We start from the raw sequence: 17,634 nt of genomic DNA on the forward strand, positions 1-17,634 counted from the left end.
CCATGCCGTGGATGGGCATCCAGGACCTGTGGACGTTTCTGGTCGCCGTGCTGGTGTTTCTCGCCCTGCCCGGTCCCGGTACCTTCACGCTGCTGACTGCCACCGGCCGTGGCGGCGTGCGCGGCGGCTACACCGCACTGGCCGGCCTGCTGGTCGGCGACCAGATCCTGATGTGGCTGGCGCTGGCCGGCGTGGCCGCACTGCTGAAGGCCAATCCTCTGGTATTCCACGCCGTGCAGTACCTCGGCGCGGCCTACCTGGTGTGGGTCGGCATCAGCCTGCTGCGCACGCCCAAGCACGAGGGCGGCGACGCCGGCCCGATCCGCATGCAACCCGGCCGCTACTTCCAGCAGGCGATCCTGGTCAGCCTGCTCAACCCGAAGGCGATCCTGTTCTACATGGCCTTCCTGCCGTTGTTCATCGATCCGAAGGCGCACCAGGGCATCGCCACCTTCGCCGCGCTGGCCGGCATCATCCTGGTGGTCAGCATCGCCTACTGCTCGATGCTGATCGGCGTGGGCAACCTGGCCCGCCGCCGGTTGATCCAGCACCCGCGGATCAGCGATGCGCTGCGTCGCGTGGCCGGCCTGTTCCTGGTGGGGTTCGGCATCCGCCTGGGGCTGAACGGATGAACGGGCGGCTGCCACTGCTCGGCATGACCCTGCTGCTGGCCGGTGCCGCCTCTGCCGGCACCGTGCAGGACCATCGCTGCCTGACGGGCGGTCGCAACGACAACATCCACCTGGAATGGCGCTGGCTGGAAGACGACCGGGCCGACGTGCGTTACGCCGGCCAGCGCGAGCGCCTGCCCCTGCACCGGATCTCGATGGAGACCACGGTGCTGGCCGAAGATCGCCCGTACCAGTTCGACAGCGTGTGGGAAGAGCGCATCGACGGGCGCCTCAACGGCCGCTACCTGCTGAGCACGCAGGGCGCGCTGGTACTGGATCTGAGCTACGAACGCGCCCGTGATGGCCGTCGCACCACCTTCCACGATGACGGCGAGGCGTGGCAGGAGGATGGCTGCCATTGGCCGGGAGGCGTAGCGGCGCGCGTGGTCGATTGAAGCATGCCAACCAAGGTTGGCATCTACCGGTCGTGCATCTCCGCGCGCAGGTGGTCGATGAACACCCGCAGCTTGGGCGCCATCTGCTCACGCGCGGGGTAGTACAGGTGGAAGCCGGGGAATGGCGGCTGCCAGTCCTGCAGCACGCTCTGCAGTCGCCCGGCGGCGATGTCGTCGGCCATCAGCGAGGCGAAGCCTTGGGCCATGCCCAGACCCGCCAGCACGGCACCATGGGCGACGCCGGCATCGTTGAACACCAGCCGCCCGCTCACTTGCACGTCCAGGTCGTGGCCGTCGCGGCTGAACTCCCAGGGCATCAGCCGGCCGTTGGCCAGCCGGTGCACGATGCAGGCGTGGCCCTGCAGGTCATGCGGGGTCTGCGGCACGCCATGGCGTTCGAAATAGGCCGGCGTGGCCACCACCACCTGCCGCTCGGGTGGCCCGACCGGCACCGCGATCATGCCCTGTGCGAGTGATTCGCCGAGGCGGATGCCGGCATCGAAGCCCTCGGCCACCAGATCGGTCAGCGCGGGGTCGACGCACAGTTCCACCTGCACCTGCGGGTAACGCGCAAGGAAGTCGGGCAGCCGCGGCAGCACCATGCGATCGGCGACGATGCGCGGCAGGGTCACGCGCAGCCGCCCGGCAGGCACCGAGCGCGCGCTGTCCAGTTCGGCAAATGCCTGGTCGATCTGGTCCAGGCCGCCGCGCACGCGCTGCAGGAAACGCGCGCCGTGCTCGGTCAGGTTGACCCGCCGCGTGGTCCGCTGCAGCAGCCGCACGCCCATCCGCGCTTCCAGCGCGCGCACGCTCTGCGACAGCGCCGAGGTCGACACACCCAGGGCATCGGCGGCGCGGGTAAAGCTGGCGTGCTCGGCCACGTGGACGAAAGCGACCACAGCAGTGAGCGGGGCGGAGGCATCCATTGTGAAGGCAGCCTTCAAGGTAAGTCCGGTGACACGCAGTTTATCCACATGATGGCGTGGAGGATGCTGTGCCCCTCGCCACTGCCCATCCAGACGTGGCGCCTTCCCCAAGGAGATCCACATGAAGACCCGTACTCTCGGCCCCGCCGGCCCCACCGTGTCCGCCCTCGGCCTGGGGTGCATGGGCATGAGCGCGTATTACGGCGGCCGCGGCAGTGACGATGACGGCATTGCCGTCATCCGGCACGCGCTGGACCGTGGCGTGACCCTGCTCGACACCGCCGATGTGTATGGCCCGCACACCAACGAGGTGCTGGTCGGTCGCGCGATTGCCGGCCGCCGCAACCAGGTGTTCCTGGCCAGCAAGTTCGGCATCGGCCTGGACCCGGCTGACCCGAAGGCGCGGCAGATCAACGGCCACCCGGACTATGTGCAGGCCGCCTGCGAGGCCAGCCTGCGCCGCCTGGGCGTGGACCACATCGACCTGTACTACCAGCACCGCGTCGACCCGACCGTGCCGATCGAGGACACCGTGGGTGCCATGGCACGCCTGGTGGAACAGGGCAAGGTGCGCTGGCTGGGCCTGTCCGAGGCCTCGGCGGCCACCCTCCGCCGCGCCCATGCGGTGCACCCGATCACGGCGGTGCAGAGCGAGTACTCGCTGTGGTCGCGCGAGCCGGAGCAGAACGGAGTGCTGGCCACCACGGCAGAGCTCGGCATCGGCTTCGTGCCGTATTCGCCGCTGGGCCGTGGCTTCCTGACCGGTGCCATCCGCAGCCCGGACGACTTCGACGCCGACGATTACCGGCGCACCTCGCCCCGCTTCGAAGGCGAAAACTTCCAGCGCAACCTGGCATTGGTGGACACCGTGCAGGCGCTGGCCGCCGAGCGCGGCATCGCTGCCTCGCAGCTGGCGCTGGCCTGGGTGCTGTCGCGCGGCGGGCACATCGTGCCGATCCCGGGCACGACGCGGCGGGCACGGCTGGACGAGAACCTCGCTGCACTGCAGGTGGAACTGGATGCGGCCACGCTGGACGCATTGGATGCGGCCTTCCCGCTGCATGCCGCGGCCGGCGAACGCTATTCGGACAGCGGCATGGCCAACATCGAGTCCTAGCGGGGGCCGGGACGAACGTACACCGACGGCTTCCGCCGGATTGTGCCGATTCCGGCAGCCTGGCCGGGGCGCAGCGCGTGCCCCGCCATGCATGACCCCCGTCAGTGGTAATGCTGCGCTGCGTTCGGTCACACTCGGGAACTTGTCGTTCTTAGTCACCCCTTCCGAGGCCTGCATGTCCCTGTTCCGGCGCAAGTCCCTAGATTCCGTCACCGTCCACGAAGCCGGCAGGCGCCTGATCCCGACGCTCAGCTGGCCGCACCTGATCGCACTGGGCATCGGTGCCATCGTCGGCACCGGCATCTACACGCTGATCGGCGTCGGTGCCAATCTGGCCGGCCCGGCCGTGCTGATCTCCTTCGCCATCGCCGGTGCGGTCTGCGCCTGTGCGGCGCTGTCCTATGCCGAGCTGTCGACGATGATGCCGGCCGCCGGCAGCGCCTACACCTACAGCTACAGTGCGCTGGGCGAGGTGTTCGCCTGGGTGGTGGGCTGGAGCCTGATCCTGGAGTACTCGCTGGTGGTGAGTACGGTGGCGGTGGGCTGGTCCGGCTACTTCGTCGGCTTCCTCGAATGGGTCCACACCCAGTTCGGCTGGAACGTGCACCTGCCGGCCTGGCTGGCAGCCGGCCCGCACGTGGAAGGCGGCATGATCAACCTGCCGGCGATCATCATCACCTGGCTGGTGGCCGGCATGCTGATGGCCGGGACCAAGGAAAGCGCCACGCTCAATGCCATCCTGGTGGTGTTCAAGCTGATCGCGCTGGCGATCTTCGTGGCCGTGGCCCTGCCTGCGTTCGACAGCGCCAACCTGCAGCCGTTCATGCCGTATGGCTTTGCCAAGTCGATGGGCCCCGATGGCGTCGAGCACGGCGTGATGGCGGCAGCGGCGATCATCTTCTTCGCCTTCTACGGCTTCGATGCGATCTCCACTGCTGCGGAGGAGACCAAGAACCCGGGCCGTGACCTGTCGATCGGCATCATCGGTTCGATGATCGGCTGCACCATTGTCTACGTGCTGGTGGCGCTGGCCGCAGTGGGTGCGATGAGCTACGCCGTGTTCGGGCACAGCGCCGAGCCGCTGGCGCTGATCATGCGCCAGCTGGGCCATCCGACAGCGGCGATGGTGATCGGCGTGATTGCGATCATCGCGCTGCCGACCGTGCTGCTGGCCTTCCTGTACGGCCAGAGCCGCATCTTCTTCGTGATGAGCCGCGACGGCCTGCTGCCGCGTGGCCTGTCCAAGGTCAACGCGCGTACCGGCACGCCGGTGGCGACCACACTGTTCACTGCGGTGGTGGTGTCGGCGCTGGCCGGCGTGGCCCGCCTGGACGAGATCGCCGCGCTGGCCAATGCCGGTACCCTGGCCGCGTTCACTGCAGTGGGCGTCTGCCTGGTGGTGCTGCGCCTGCGCGAGCCGGACCGCGCGCGCACGTTCCGCACGCCGCTGGCCTTCGTGGTTGGCCCGCTGGCCGCGCTGGGTTGCATCTACCTGTTCATCAGCCTGCCGCACACCACCCAGCTGTACTTCCTGTTGTGGAACGTGGCCGGCCTGGTGCTGTACTTCCTGTACAGCCGACGCCATGCGCTGATCGCGAAATAGACCGATCACCGGTAGTGCCGGCCGCTGGCCGGCAACCCGAATCCTGTTGATAGGGGCAATGCCGGCCGCTGGCCGGCACCACCGCAGGGCGTTTCAACCGCCCTGTTTTGCCGCGTAATCCTGCGCCTGGCGCATCACCCGCAGCAGGTTGCCGCCCCAGATGCCGGCAATCTGCTGCTCGGTATAGCCCTTGCGCAGCAGCCAGGCGGTGATCTTCGGCAGCTGGCTGACATCGGGCAGGTCACTCAGGCCACCGCCGCCATCCCAGTCCAGGCCGATGCCCACGTGCTCGGGGCCGACCACCTTGAGGATGTGCTCGAAGTGGGCGAAGAAATCATCCAGGCTGGCGTGGCGCACCGGGTGCTCGTGGTCCAGTGCCTGCTCGGCCTTCAGCAGGGCCACGCCCTGCTCGATGCCCATGCCTTCCCAGCCGCCCAGCTGCCTGCTCAGCGCTTCTTCGGCCTGCGTGCGCTCGGGCGTCTTCGCGGTGTCGATCAGGTAGCCGCCATAGGCGTTCACCTGGATCACGCCGCCGGCCTTGGCCAGCTTGCGCAGGCGCGCGTCATCAAGATTGCGCGGGTGGTCGTAGACCGCCTTGGCCGAGCTGTGCGACAGCACGAAGGGCACCGGCATCATCGCCAGCAGGTCGTCGAACACCGCGTCCGAGGCATGCGACTGGTCGATCACGATGCCCAGCTTCACTGCCTGCCGCACCAGCTCCTTGCCGGCCGGGCTCAGGCCCTTCCACTCCGCGCCCTTGGGGTCGGTGGCCGAATCGGCGAACTCGTTGTTGGCGAAGTGCACGGTGCTGAGCAGGCGCAGGCCGGCGCGATGGTAGAACGAGAGCAGGCTCGGGTCTTCCACCAGCGGGCTGGCGTTTTCCATGCTGATGTAGACCACGCGCTTGCCGGCGGCCTTGATCCGCGCAGCATCATCGGCGGTCAGTGCCAGCGCGAAGCGCGCGGGATTGGCCGCCAGCATCTCGCGGATTTCCAGGAGTCGCTGCAGGCCGTGGTCACGCTCGACCAGGTGGGCCGCTGCGCTGCGATCGCCCTGGTCGGTGTAGATCGCCCAGAAACCACCATCGAGCGCACCTTCGACCATGCGCGGGTAGTCCACCTGCGAAAGCGCGTTGCGGTCGTGGCGCTGCTCGATGTCGAAGCCGGTCCGGCCGAAATTTGCCGGCGTATCCAGGTGGCTGTCGAGCGTGACCAGGCGCTGCTGCAGCGCCTTGGCACGGGCCAGTTCCTCGGCGCTGAACTCGATGGCGTGAGCCGAAAGCGGCGCGCACAGCGCCACGGCGAGCACGACGGACAGGTGGCGCAACGATGGCATGGGCTCTCACCGGCATTGGGAAGAGCCCGACCATAGCGCCGCACCCGGCCTTTTTGTAGAGCCGAGCCCATGCTCGGCTGCCAGACAGATCAGCCGAGCGTGGGCTCGGCTCTACAGAGATCGGCAGTGACGCGGTCAGTCCACCGCGCGGCAGAACACGGCCTTCAGGTAACGCGATTCCTGCACGTGGGCCATGAACGGGTGGTCCGGACCGGCGCCGGCCACCTTCAGGATCTGGATCGTGCGGCCGGAGAAATACGCCGCGCGGCGCAGCATGTCGAGGAACTGGTCCTCGGCCACCAGGCCGGTGCAGGAGAACGTGGCGAACAGGCCGCCCGGCTTGACCACGCCCAGCGCCAGCTTGTTCATGTCCAGGTACTTCTTCAGCGCAGTGATGACCTGGTCGCGGTCGCGGGTCATCTTCGCCGGGTCCAGGATCACCACGTCGTACTGCTCGCCACGATTGGCCGCATCACGCAGCCACGGGAAGATGTCGGACTGGACGAACTTCGGGCGCACGTTGTTCAGGCGCGAATTGCCCTTGGCGATCTGGATGACGTCTTCATCGATGTCGATGCCGACCACTTCCGAGGCGCCTCGCGCCGCCGCGTACACCGCAAAACCGCCGGTGTTGCAGCACAGGTCCAGCACGCGCTTGCCTTCCACCTGCTGGCTCAGCCACTCGCGGTTCTCGCGCTGGTCGGCGAAGAAGCCGGTCTTGTGCGCACCGGCCGGGTCGGCGCGGAACTTGATGCCGTACTCGGTGATCACCGACGCTTCGGTGGTGGTATTGCCGTGGAAATCGAAGCTTTCCTGTTTCTGCACGTGCTCATCGGCGAAGCTGTGGAAGCGGCAACCCGGGAACTGCTCGCGCAGGGCGTCGTAGATCCACTCGCGGTGGCGGAACATGCCGGCGGCGAAGAATTCGACCACCACCAGGTCGCCGTAGCGATCCACCACCAGGCCGGACAGGCCGTCGCCTTCGCTGTGCACCACGCGCCAGGCGTCGGAGACCGCGTCGAGCTTGAGCACCTCACGGCGCAGCGACACCGCCTGGGCAATCTTGCGCGAGAACCAGCCGGCATCCACCGGCACGTTCTGGTCGGTCTCAAGGATGCGCACGGCAATGCGCGAATGCCCGTTGTAGAACCCGCGGCCAACGAACTCGCCATCAATGCCGACCACGTCGACGATGGAACCGGGCTTGGGCCGGACGGTCGGCTTCTCGACCAGTTTCTGGAAGATCCACGGGTGGCTGGAGCGCCACGCATTCTTGAGGCGGACAATCGGAAGGGGGGTATTCATCCACCCATTGTAAACCGGGCGCCGGGGTCAGATCCCCGCAGGGGCTCTGACCCCCGCCGGCGTGCCAACCAAGGTTGGCACCCACCAGGCCGGAACGGGCTCGGGAATGGGGTCAGAGCCCCTACGGGGATCCGACCCCTCGTCCCCCATTTGACGGCGGCCCAGCCAGACGGCAGAATCGGCGCCAGAAGGGGAGTAGCTCCCAGACGTTGTCGCCGTCATTTCGAGCCCGCAGGCTCCGGTGCAACGGCAGTTCCAGCCGACTGGAACTGCGAGCGAGACCTTCGCCGTACTGGCGAAGCTCTGTCCCTGGATCCCCCTCCCGATCCTCCGTTGCAGATCCTCGCCGTCCGGCCTGGCATTCATCTTTCCAACGGACATTCCCAATGCAGACGATCGGTAACGTGTGGTTGTGGGGCGGCTTCGCAGCGGTGGTGGTCATCGCCCTGCTGGTCGACCTCGTGTTGATGCGCCATGGTGGACCGCACAAGGTCACCTTCAAGGAAGCCCTGTGGTGGTCGATCGGCTGGGTCGCGCTGGCCCTGCTGTTCAACGCCGGCCTCTGGTACTACCTGAATGAGACCGCCGGCCAGGTGGTGGCCAACAAGGTCGGCCTCGAATTCCTGACCGGCTACCTGGTCGAGAAGGCGCTGGCGGTCGACAACATCTTTGTGTTCCTGATGATCATGAGCTACTTCGCAGTACCGGAGGAGCAGCGCCAGAAGGTGCTGATCATCGGCATCCTGGGTGCGATCGTGCTGCGTACGATCATGATCTTCGCCGGCAGCGTGCTGATCAGCCAGTTCCATTGGCTGCTCTACGTGTTCGGCGCCTTCCTGCTGTTCACCGGCTGGAAGATGTGGTTCGCCGCCGGCCAGGAACCGGATCTGGAAACCAACCCCGCCCTGCGCTGGATGCGCAAGCACCTGCGCCTGCTGCCGGACTACGCCGGCAATGCGCTGAGCGTGAAGCGCGATGGCGTGCGCTGGTTCACCCCGCTGTTCGCGGTGCTGATCCTGATCGCGGTCACCGACGTGATCTTCGCCGTGGACAGCATCCCGGCGATCTTCGCGATCACCACCGACCCGTTCATCGTGCTCACCTCCAACGTGTTCGCGGTGCTGGGCCTGCGTGCGATGTTCTTCCTGCTGGCCGGCATGGCCGACCGCTTCCACCTGCTGCCGTACGGCCTGGCGCTGGTGTTGGCCTTCATCGGCATCAAGATGATGATCATCGACCTGTTCAAGATCCCGACCCCGGTGTCGCTGGGCGTGGTCGCGGTGATCATCGCCGCCACCGTGGTGCTGAGCCTGAAGTACCCGCCGAAGGAAGGCTCGGGCCACGCCTGAGCCTGAGCGGTGGGAAGACGCGGCCGGCGGGATTGTCCCGCCGGCCGCACCCACTCTCCCGCAACAGTGGCCTTGGTTTCGCGCCAGCCACCGCCATTGCTGAGGTATGGACAACAACACGCCCCTGCCCGCCGGCGACGTGCCGGCCCCCCGCAATGACCGCTCGCGCATCCTGCGGGCGTTCAATGTCAGCCTGGCGGCCGTGCTGGTGCTGGTGGCCGTGTTCGCCCTGCAGGGCACGTTCGACTGGCGACCGTGGGCGGTTGCGCCGCTGGAAGCCAAGGGCCTGCTCGGTCTGATCGGCGGCCCGATGCTGCATGCCTCGGTCGAGCACATCGCCGCCAACAGCATCGCCATCCTGATCCTCGGCACCCTGGCCGGCAGTGTGTATCCCAAAGCCACCGTGCGCGCCCTGCCCCTGCTGTGGCTGGGTTCGGGCCTCGGCGCGTGGATGCTGGGCAATCCGGGCAGCGTGCACCTGGGTGCCAGTGGCGTGACCCATGGCCTGATGTTCCTGCTGGCCAGCCTCGGCCTGCTGCGCCGCGACCGTGCGGCAATCGCCACCGGCCTGATCGGCATGCTGTTCTATGGCGGCATGCTGATGACCGTATTGCCGCACGCCGATGGCGTGTCCTGGCAGTCGCACATGGGCGGCGCCTTCGCCGGCATCATCGCCGCGCTGCTGTTCCGCAACGCCGATCCGCTGCCGCCGCGCCAGCGCTACAGCTGGGAAGACGAAGAAGACGAGGCCGAGCCGCTGGCCGACGACGAGCTGGAGCCGCCGTCTCCGCAGCGCGTGCCGGTGTTGTGGCAGCCGCGCGAGGGCCAGGACTACGTGGTGATCCCGTTCCGCCGCCCGGACGAGCCGCGCGGTTGAGGTGACGGTCGTGCCGGCCACTGGCCGGCAACCTCATGAACCGGTAGTGGCCGACCTTGGTCGGCGCGGTTGTTGCGTGCCAACCAAGGTTGGCACCTACCAGCGCACACCGGCCCCCGGGTAGCGCCGGGCCATGCCCGGCGCGTTGATCGCTCAGTTCCCCGCTGCGCCCATGCCATCCACCGCCTGCCGGCCCAGCGCCGGATCATCGGTGAAGAAGGCATCGATGCCGGTCGCCAGGTAGGCGCGCATCTCGGCGATCGAGCCTTCGACGTTGCGCGCGTTGTCGGCGCCCTTGCGCAGGTTGCTGGGCTGGAAATGGTTCTCCGGGCGGAAGGTGTACGGAATCACCATCAGGCCGGCCGCATGCGCATCACGTACCAGCGCGGTCGGCGTGCCCAGCGCGCCCTTGGCATCCAGCGGAATGATCGAGCGCAGCTCGGGGCCGATGCCATCGGCGTAGGCGGCGATGTCCTTCAGCCCGGCCGGGGTCATCATCTGTGCGTAGGTCAGCGTGCCGCCGGCCTTGGCGATGTCGGCCGGCTGGGTATCGCCCTTCCACAGCAGCTGCAGCAGGCGGATGTTGCTGCCCCGGCCGATCTTGCCATGCAGGTAGCGCAGGTTGGCGGTCTCGAACGACTGGATCGTGACCGGGCCGACATTGGTGTACGCGTTGCCACGCAGCGCGGCCAGCAGCTTGTCTTCCATCGGCAGGCCGATGGACTGGAAATAGGTCGGGTGCTTGATCTCCGGCACGAGGCCGATGCCACGGTTGGCGCGCCCGGCCTGCTGCACCAGGAAGGCCAGGATCTCGTCCAGGCTGGCGATGCGGAACTGGCCGTCGTAGGCGGTACTGCGCAGTTCCGGCAGGCGCTCACGGGCGTACAGGGTCTTCAGCTCGGCCAGGGTGAAGTCCTCGGTGAACCAGCCCTCGACCTGCTGCCCATCGATCACCTTGCGGGTGCGGCGGCTGGCGAACTCCGGATGCGAGGCGACGTCGGTGGTGCCGCCGATCTCGTTCTCGTGGCGGGCCACCATCACCCCGTCCCGGGTCATCACCAGGTCCGGTTCGATGTAGTCGGCGCCATCGGCGATGGCCTGCGCATACGAGGCCAGGGTGTGCTCGGGCAGCAGGGCGCTTGCCCCGCGATGGCCGTAGACCGACACCTTGGGCACGGCCGGGGTGGAGGATTCAGCACTCATGGCCACCGATGGTGCCACGGCCAGCGACAACAGCAACGCACAACCCCACGACTTCACTGCGACTTCCCCAAGCGGTATGTGATGGGCGTCAGTATGCGGCGGCAATGTGACAGGTGGGGGACCTGGGGTCGGATCCCCGCAGGGGCTCCGACCCCGTGGCGGAACCGTGCAGGGTCAGAGCCCCTTTGGGGATCTGACCCCGTGTTACTTGCCGATGCAGAAACTGGAGAAGATCCTCCCCAGCAGATCATCGGCACTCATCTGCCCGGTGATCTCACCCAGCGCATCGTGGGCCAGCCGCAGTTCCTCGGCGGCCAGCTCCAGGTGCTCGTGCGCCAGCTCGCCATCGGCGCGCTGCGCATGTTCCTGCGCGCGTTCAATCGCATCCACGTGGCGCGTGCGCGCGGAGAACTCGCCGTCCACCTGCTCACCGGCACCGGCCGAAGCAATCGAACGCAGGCGCGCATGCAGGTCGTCGAGCCCGGCGCCGGTGGCGGCCGAAACGAACACCCGATCCGGATCAGCCAGCGACGGCAACGCCGCCAGCAGATCCGACTTGTTGTGGATATAGACCTTGTGCGGTACCGCCGCCACGGCCTCGCCCAGCGCCGCTTCACCGGCCGCCGGATCGCGCGCATCCAGCACGATCAGCGCCAGGTCGGTGCGCTCGATTTCCACGTGGGCGCGGCGCATGCCTTCGCGTTCGATTGCGTCGCCGCCGTCGCGCAGGCCGGCGGTGTCGACCAGGGTCAGCTCCAGGCCATCCAGGCGGATGGTTTCGCGCAGGGTGTCGCGGGTGGTGCCGGCGATGTCGGTGACGATGGCGCGTTCGCTGCCGGCCAGCGCGTTGAGCAGTGAACTCTTGCCCGCATTCGGCGGACCGATCAGCACCGCGTGCAGGCCATCGCGCAGGCGACGGCCGCGTTCGGCATCGCGGCGCAGAATGGCCAGATCGCTGCGCGCCTGTTCCAGCCCACGCCGCACCTGCGCGCCACCGAGGGTATCCAGCGGTTCGTCGGCGAAGTCGATGGCCGCTTCCACGTGGATGCGCAGCAGCACCAGCTGCTCGACCACCGCATCGATGCGGCGCGAGAACACGCCATCCAGTGAACGACGCGCCGCGCGTGCGGCACGGTTGTCGCCCGCGGCGATCAGGTCGGCGATGGCCTCGGCCTGGGCCAGGTCCAGCTTGCCGTTGAGGAACGCCCGTTCGCTGAACTCACCCGGCCGCGCCTGGCGCGCACCGAGCGCGATGCAGCGCGCGACCAGCTGCTGCAGCAGCACCGGGCTGCCATGGCCCTGCAGTTCCACCACCTCTTCGCCGGTGAAACTGTTCGGTGCCGGGAACCACAGCACGATGCCATCGTCGATGACCTCGCCGTCGGCATCACGCAGGCGCGCGTAGTGCGCGTGGCGCGGGCGCAGTGCAGGCGCCCCCAGCGCATTGGCAATCGCCGCAGCGCGCGGACCGGACAGGCGCAACAGGCCGACACCGCCGGCGCCGGGGGCGCTGGCGATGGCCACGATGGTGTCGGTGCGGATCGCGTCGTTCATGGCTCAGAGCTTCTCCAGCTGCGCGCGCGCCTGGGCCGCGCCGCTGCCCTGCGGCTGCAGCGCCAGGTAGGTGGTGTAGGCCTGCTTCGCCTTGGCCTTGTCGCCGGCGTTGAAGTAGGCATCGCCCAGGTTCAGATGGGCCACCGCGCGCGACGGGTCGATCTTCAGCGTGTTCTCCAGCCAGCGCGCGGCTTCCGCATAGCGCTGCTGGCGGTAGTAGACGAAGCCGAGGTTGTTGGCGGCCTGGGCGAAATCAGGACGCAGCTTCAGCGCTTCGGCGAACTGCGCGGCTGCCTCGTCGTACTGCTTCTCGCGGTACAGCTGCAGGCCGCGGTCGTTGGCCTGCTGCGCGCGCTGGCGGTCTGACGCCGGGCCAGCGGTGGGCACCACCAGCTTGGCCTTGCCACCCTGCAGGTCGGCCACCGTCACCGGCGCCTGGCTGCCCTTCGCCTCGCTGGCCGCATCCACCTTGTTGTTCAGCGCGATCGCATCGGCGGTCAGCTGGCGCGTATCGGCGTTGAGGAATTCCTGGCTATCCGGCACCTGGAACACGAACTCGCCGCCCTGCGAACCGGGCAGGCTGCCGAAGGCCGGGGTCTGGTGCGAGACCGCCGATACGGCCGGCGCCACGTAGGCGGCCAGCTCGGTACCGGTGATCAGGCCGTCGCCGTTGAGGTCGCCCTTGCCGGCCAGCGCCTGCAACAGCACCCAGGTGAACACCGAGTGGCCGTTGGGGCCAGCATCGGCCACCTGCTGGTCGGCACCACCGGCGGTCAGCATCTGCCGCGCGCTGCGACGCGCGTTCTCGCGCAGGAACGACGACGACGACGGGCCACCGCGGGTCAGGCCCAGGCCGCTGTAGCAGGCATCCATCACGAACATCACATGCTTGGCCTGCATGCTCTCGGCAATGTTCTGGATGTCGGTCATCGCGATGGCGTCGGTGGCGAATTCCTTCGGGTCCGAATCGACCGGAATGATGTAGCCCAGGTCGCGCCCGGAAGCGAGCTGGCGGGTCGCGCCATGGCCGGCGAAGAACACGAACACGCGGTCGTTCTTGCCGGTGCGGTCATCTGCCAGGCGATCGTGGAAGGCCGCGAGGATGTTGTTGCGGGTCGCCTGCTCGTTCTTCAGCACGATCACCTGCGAGGACGGGAAGCCGAACTGCCCGGTCAGGGTATCGGCCACCGCCTGCGCGTCGTGGCTGGCGTACTCCAGCTTCGGCCACTTGGCATAGTTGTCGATGCCGACCACGATCGCCCAGGACTTCTCGTAGCCGGTGGTGACCGTGGCGGCACCGGCTTCACCCTTGCGCGCACGGGCGACAGTGAAGTCACGGCCGTTCCAGCCGGCGAACTGGTAACCATCGGCGATCAGCCGGTCGAGGATCTGCGGCAGCGCCTTCACCGCACGATCGTGGATGTCGTGGAACAGGATGATGCCGCGCTGTTCCTTGTTCACCTGGTCTAGCACGCGCTGCACGATCGATTCCGGTACCGGGTCGGCCCAGTCCATCGAGTCGATGTTCCACATGATCGACTTCAGCCCGGCCTCGTTGAGCAGCTGCAGGCCTTCGGCATTGCGCGCGCCATACGGGAAACGGAACAGCGGCGCGCGCTTGCTGTCGACATCCTTCAGCAGCGTGTCGGTGTCGAGCACCTGCTGGCGCAGCGCGTCACCGGTGGTGCGCGACAGCTGAGCGTGGGTCAGGCTGTGGTTGCCGACCGCATAGCCCTCTTCCATCAGGTTGCGGCTGATCTTCGCCATCGGGCCGAGGCTGACCTTGCCATCGGCCTCGACCTTGCCAAGGTTGCGGCCCACTTCAAAGAACACGCCCGGCACGTCGTAGCGCTTGAGGATGGCCACCACTTCATCGGTATAGGCCTTGTGCGGGCCATCGTCGAAGGTCAGCACCACGGTCTTGGCCGGCAGGTCGCGGCCGAAGATCTCGCGGTCGCTGTCCTTCATCGACATCGGGTAGGGCTCGATCACGCCGTAGTCGCGCAGGATCGCTTCGCGGCTGTAGTCCTTGTGCAGGTGGGCGATGTAGTCGTCCCACTTCTCACGCTTCAGCCCGATGGCACGGGTGCGCTCAAAGCGGCTGAAGATGCGGGTCAGTTCCTGGTTGTAGTTTCGCTCGATCTCGTCGAGTGCCTCCAGGTCCTCGCCGATGCGCTGGTGCAGCTTGACCGCCGGCAGCGACGAATCAGTGCCGACCCGCTCATGCAGATCACGCAGCACTTCGCGGAAGGCCAGGCGGTCGGCGTCGAACAGTTCCGGCGCCGACTCGATGTAATCCAGCACGGTGCCGAGGGTGGCGAAGCGCTGCGGGCTGGAGCCGCGCAGCAGGGTGTCGAACTGCGCGGCGATCGCCGTGCGCTGTTCCAGGCCATCGTGGAACAGCTGCTGGCCCACACGCGTGGAGGTGCCGCGGTCGGCGGCCGATTGCTGTTCCTCGTCTGCCAGCAGCACGATGATCCGGCGGTAGCCGTCGAGCTGCTTCTGCAGCGCCGCCAGCAACGGCGCGGCGGCCGGATCGGCGGCGGCCGCGGCCTGCGCGCTTGGCTGGGTGACGGTGGTCGCCGGCGCCTTCGCGTCCTTGTCGCCGCAACCGGCAACAACCAGGGTCAACAACAGCGAGGGCAGGAACAGGCGGAACGACGACGCACGCGGCATGGCGGACTCGAAGGTGGGAGGAACGGTGTGCCGGTGATTCTACCGCCGCATGCGAAAAGCCCGCCTTGCGGCGGGCTTTTGCTGGGGTCAGCCGGCCAGCGGCCGGCTCTACCGATTACTTCTTCTTGACCGGGGCCGGAGCGGTGGTGGCCGCAACCGGCTCGCCGCCATGGCGCTTGGTCATCCACCACTGCTGCAGCAGGCCCAGGCCGCCGTTGACCACCCAGTACAGGACCAGGCCGGACGGCATGAAGGCCATCATGACGCCGAACACCAGCGGCATGAACTGCATCATCTTCTGCTGCATCGGGTCCATGCCCGGTGCCGGGGTCAGCTTCTGGGTGAACCACATCACTGCCACGTTGATGACCGGCAGGATGAAGTACGGATCGCGTGCGGTCAGGTCCTGGATCCAGCCGAACCAGGGCGCCTGGCGCAGTTCGACCGATTCCACCAGCACCCAGTACAGGGCGAAGAAGATCGGCATCTGGATGAGGATCGGCAGGCAGCCGCCCATCGGATTGATCTTTTCCTTCTTGTACAGCTCCATCATCGCGGTCTGGAACTTCTGGCGGTCATCGCCATAGCGTTCCTTCAGCTGCGCGATGCGCGGCTGGAAGCGGCGCATCTTGGCACCGCTCTTGTACTGGGTCGCCGACAGCGGGTACAGCACCAGCTTCAGCAGCACCACCAGGCCGACGATCGCCCAGCCCCAGTTGCCGACCAGCTTGTGCACCTGGTTCAGCACCCAGAACAGGCCCTGGCCGATCACCGCCATCATCGAGAAGCGGCTGTAGTCGACCACGCGGTCCAGGCCCGGCACGTCTTCCTTGGCGATCAGGTTGACCAGCTTCGGGCCGACCCACAGGCGGGCCTCGGTGCTGGTGGACTGGCCCGGGGCCACGGTGAAGGCCGGGCCACGCGCTTCAATCAGGTCACGACCGGCCACCTGCGACAGCACGTAGTGCGCGGTCTGGTCCTTCTGCGGGATCCAGGCGGTGAAGAAGTGATGCTGCAGCATCGCCAGCCAGCCGCCGGTGATGTTCTGGTTCAGTGCGCCGTCGTCCAGGTAATCCTTGAACGCACGACGCTGGTACTTCTTGTCGTTGTCGTACCAGGTGGCGCCGTTGAAGCTGAACGAATCCGGGTTGGTCATGCTCCGCGACAGGATGGTCGGGGTGCGGTCCAGGGTGCGGTAGACGTAGCCGTTCCACGGTGCGGCGCCGGCATTGCTGACTTCGTCCTTGAAGCGCACGGCGTACTCGTTGCGCGAGACGGTCAGGGTGCGCTTGATGGTCACGCCGTTGTCGGCGGTCCACACGAACGGGATCTGCAGTTCGTTCTGGCCCTTGGCCAGCACGAAGTCCTTGGTATCACCGACCAGCCTGAAGCCGTCAGCGCCGGGAACCAGGGTGTTCTTGTCTTCGCTGGCCCAGCCACTGATCGCGCTGTACGGATGCGCGGGGTCTTCGGTCAGCAGGCGAACCGGCGGGCTGCCTTCGTCCTTGGTCTGCGGGAACTGCAGCAGCTCGGCATCGAGCACACGGCCGCCGTCCAGTACCAGGCGCAGCACGTCGGTGGTGACGGTCACGCGCTGGCTGGCCGGGGTGGCGCTGGCCTGGGCCTGCACAGCGGCCTGGCCCGGCGCACCCGGGACCTGCGCGCTGGGGATGCTGCCCGGGGTCGCGCCCGGAACACTCTGTGCAGCAGCCGGGGCCGACGTGGTCGTCGGTGCCGGGGTCGGAGCAGCCTTTTCACGGCTCCACTCCATCCACAGCAGCACGGCCACCATCAGCCAGGCAAAAATGAGGAATACGCGGGTCTGGTTCATCAGCGGACAGGCTCGGCGGGGCCGGGACGCGATGCCGGCTCGGTCAAAGAAGGAGTTGCGATGCCATCAGGCGGCGGCATTGTGCCGTCCACGCCCGGCGCGGGCAATGCACGCAGGCGACGCAGCAGGCGCAGGAAGGCCTGGCGGATCTCGTCGTTGCTGGCGGAACGCGCAGCACTACGCGCCACGACGACGAAGTCGCCTGGCTGGATTTCGGTACGTATCTGACGCAGGATGTCGCGCAGGACGCGCTTGATCCGGTTACGCCCCACGGCGTTCGGATCAACCTTGCGGGAAACCGCCAGACCCAGCCTGGCCGGCCGGTCAGCCGGCAGCCAGTGCAGGGTCATCAGCGGATCGGACACACGGCGGGCGCCGTTGAAGACCGTTGAATATTCGGCACGCGTGCGAACCCGCGCAGAGCGAGGGAATCGCTTGCGCGGGTCTGCAGTATTCACTGTCGAAGGGATTGCGTCTGCCGCGGGGTGCGGCATGGCAATCAGGCGCTCAGGACTTTGCGGCCCTTGGCGCGGCGACGCGACAGGATCTTGCGGCCGTCAGCGGTCTTCATACGGGCACGGAAGCCGTGGTCGCGCTTACGCTTGAGGTTGCTGGGCTGGTAGGTGCGCTTCGTGGCCATTGGGGGCCTCTCGTATGAATGGGACGGAAAGAACCGGAAATTCTAGAGAGGTACCCTACCCCGCGTCAACCCCTGGCAGCTACGCGAATTCACCGGGCTGTGCAATAGCTGTGGATGTTTTTGTGAATAAGTAGGGGACAAGCATTCCGAAG

At 67.3% G+C, this 17,634-nt stretch carries 15 protein-coding genes; 6 read left to right on the forward strand and 9 right to left on the reverse strand.

Annotation, left to right across the window (positions count from 1 at the left end):
- The first annotated feature begins 2 nt into the window (after positions 1-2).
- Positions 3-632 carry a leucine efflux protein LeuE gene (gene leuE / locus AC5P8R_RS16055; protein ID WP_005411716.1) on the forward strand — a complete coding sequence of 210 codons (630 nt, stop codon included), beginning with the start codon at positions 3-5 and terminating at the stop codon, positions 630-632.
- The gene (locus tag AC5P8R_RS16060; RefSeq protein WP_495223623.1) at positions 629-1,066 is read left to right on the forward strand and encodes a hypothetical protein; all 438 of its coding nucleotides are present in this window, start codon (positions 629-631) and stop codon (positions 1,064-1,066) included. Before leuE ends, AC5P8R_RS16060 begins: the two co-directional genes overlap by 4 nt.
- A gap of 23 nt (positions 1,067-1,089) precedes the next feature.
- Here AC5P8R_RS16060 and AC5P8R_RS16065 read toward each other — a convergent pair whose 3' ends face one another.
- Positions 1,090-1,992: a LysR family transcriptional regulator gene (locus tag AC5P8R_RS16065; RefSeq protein ID WP_495223624.1), complete on the reverse strand. Its 903-nt coding sequence runs from the start codon at positions 1,990-1,992 to the stop codon at positions 1,090-1,092.
- A 121-nt stretch (positions 1,993-2,113) separates the two neighbouring features.
- Between AC5P8R_RS16065 and AC5P8R_RS16070 the strand changes: the two genes are divergently transcribed.
- Complete coding sequence (locus tag AC5P8R_RS16070) at positions 2,114-3,109, forward strand: aldo/keto reductase (RefSeq protein WP_126411549.1); 996 nt, start codon at positions 2,114-2,116, stop codon at positions 3,107-3,109.
- Between the two features lie 175 nt (positions 3,110-3,284).
- A complete protein-coding gene (locus tag AC5P8R_RS16075) occupies positions 3,285-4,712 on the forward strand; it encodes an amino acid permease (protein ID WP_014648947.1) in 1,428 nt (475 codons plus the stop codon).
- Between the two features lie 93 nt (positions 4,713-4,805).
- Here AC5P8R_RS16075 and AC5P8R_RS16080 read toward each other — a convergent pair whose 3' ends face one another.
- Together AC5P8R_RS16080 and AC5P8R_RS16085 are read right to left on the reverse strand one after the other, a co-directional pair.
- Positions 4,806-6,047 carry a dipeptidase gene (locus AC5P8R_RS16080; RefSeq protein WP_075075950.1) on the reverse strand — a complete coding sequence of 414 codons (1,242 nt, stop codon included), beginning with the start codon at positions 6,045-6,047 and terminating at the stop codon, positions 4,806-4,808.
- Positions 6,048-6,182: 135 nt separating this feature from the next.
- The gene (locus tag AC5P8R_RS16085) at positions 6,183-7,352 is read right to left on the reverse strand and encodes a class I SAM-dependent rRNA methyltransferase (protein ID WP_495223625.1); all 1,170 of its coding nucleotides are present in this window, start codon (positions 7,350-7,352) and stop codon (positions 6,183-6,185) included.
- 386 nt (positions 7,353-7,738) lie between these two features.
- Here AC5P8R_RS16085 and AC5P8R_RS16090 point away from each other — a divergent pair, with 386 nt between their 5' ends.
- Positions 7,739-8,701: a TerC family protein gene (locus tag AC5P8R_RS16090; protein ID WP_014648950.1), complete on the forward strand. Its 963-nt coding sequence runs from the start codon at positions 7,739-7,741 to the stop codon at positions 8,699-8,701.
- Positions 8,702-8,807: 106 nt separating this feature from the next.
- Positions 8,808-9,578: a rhomboid family intramembrane serine protease gene (locus AC5P8R_RS16095; RefSeq protein WP_069118211.1), complete on the forward strand. Its 771-nt coding sequence runs from the start codon at positions 8,808-8,810 to the stop codon at positions 9,576-9,578.
- 153 nt (positions 9,579-9,731) lie between these two features.
- Here AC5P8R_RS16095 and AC5P8R_RS16100 read toward each other — a convergent pair whose 3' ends face one another.
- From AC5P8R_RS16100 to rpmH, 6 genes are all read right to left on the reverse strand, one after another.
- The gene (locus AC5P8R_RS16100; RefSeq protein ID WP_169411744.1) at positions 9,732-10,838 is read right to left on the reverse strand and encodes a glycerophosphodiester phosphodiesterase; all 1,107 of its coding nucleotides are present in this window, start codon (positions 10,836-10,838) and stop codon (positions 9,732-9,734) included.
- A gap of 147 nt (positions 10,839-10,985) precedes the next feature.
- Entirely contained in the window at positions 10,986-12,335 is a 1,350-nt protein-coding gene (gene mnmE / locus AC5P8R_RS16105) for a tRNA uridine-5-carboxymethylaminomethyl(34) synthesis GTPase MnmE (protein ID WP_014648953.1), read from the reverse strand.
- A 3-nt stretch (positions 12,336-12,338) separates the two neighbouring features.
- Positions 12,339-15,011, reverse strand: a complete 2,673-nt coding sequence (locus tag AC5P8R_RS16110) for a polysaccharide deacetylase family protein (RefSeq protein WP_495223626.1) — start codon at positions 15,009-15,011, stop codon at positions 12,339-12,341.
- 115 nt (positions 15,012-15,126) lie between these two features.
- On the reverse strand, positions 15,127-16,842 hold the full coding sequence (gene yidC / locus AC5P8R_RS16115) for a membrane protein insertase YidC (RefSeq protein ID WP_495223627.1): 1,716 nt from the start codon (positions 16,840-16,842) through the stop codon (positions 15,127-15,129).
- Positions 16,842-17,336 carry a ribonuclease P protein component gene (gene rnpA, locus AC5P8R_RS16120; RefSeq protein WP_495223628.1) on the reverse strand — a complete coding sequence of 165 codons (495 nt, stop codon included), beginning with the start codon at positions 17,334-17,336 and terminating at the stop codon, positions 16,842-16,844. The genes yidC and rnpA overlap by 1 nt, the downstream gene beginning before the upstream one ends.
- 5 nt (positions 17,337-17,341) lie before the next feature.
- Entirely contained in the window at positions 17,342-17,482 is a 141-nt protein-coding gene (rpmH, locus tag AC5P8R_RS16125) for a 50S ribosomal protein L34 (RefSeq protein ID WP_005411729.1), read from the reverse strand.
- Between the last annotated feature and the right edge of the window lie 152 nt (positions 17,483-17,634).

The sequence above is a fragment of the Stenotrophomonas sp. YJH_SMC_73 genome (assembly GCF_059370155.1).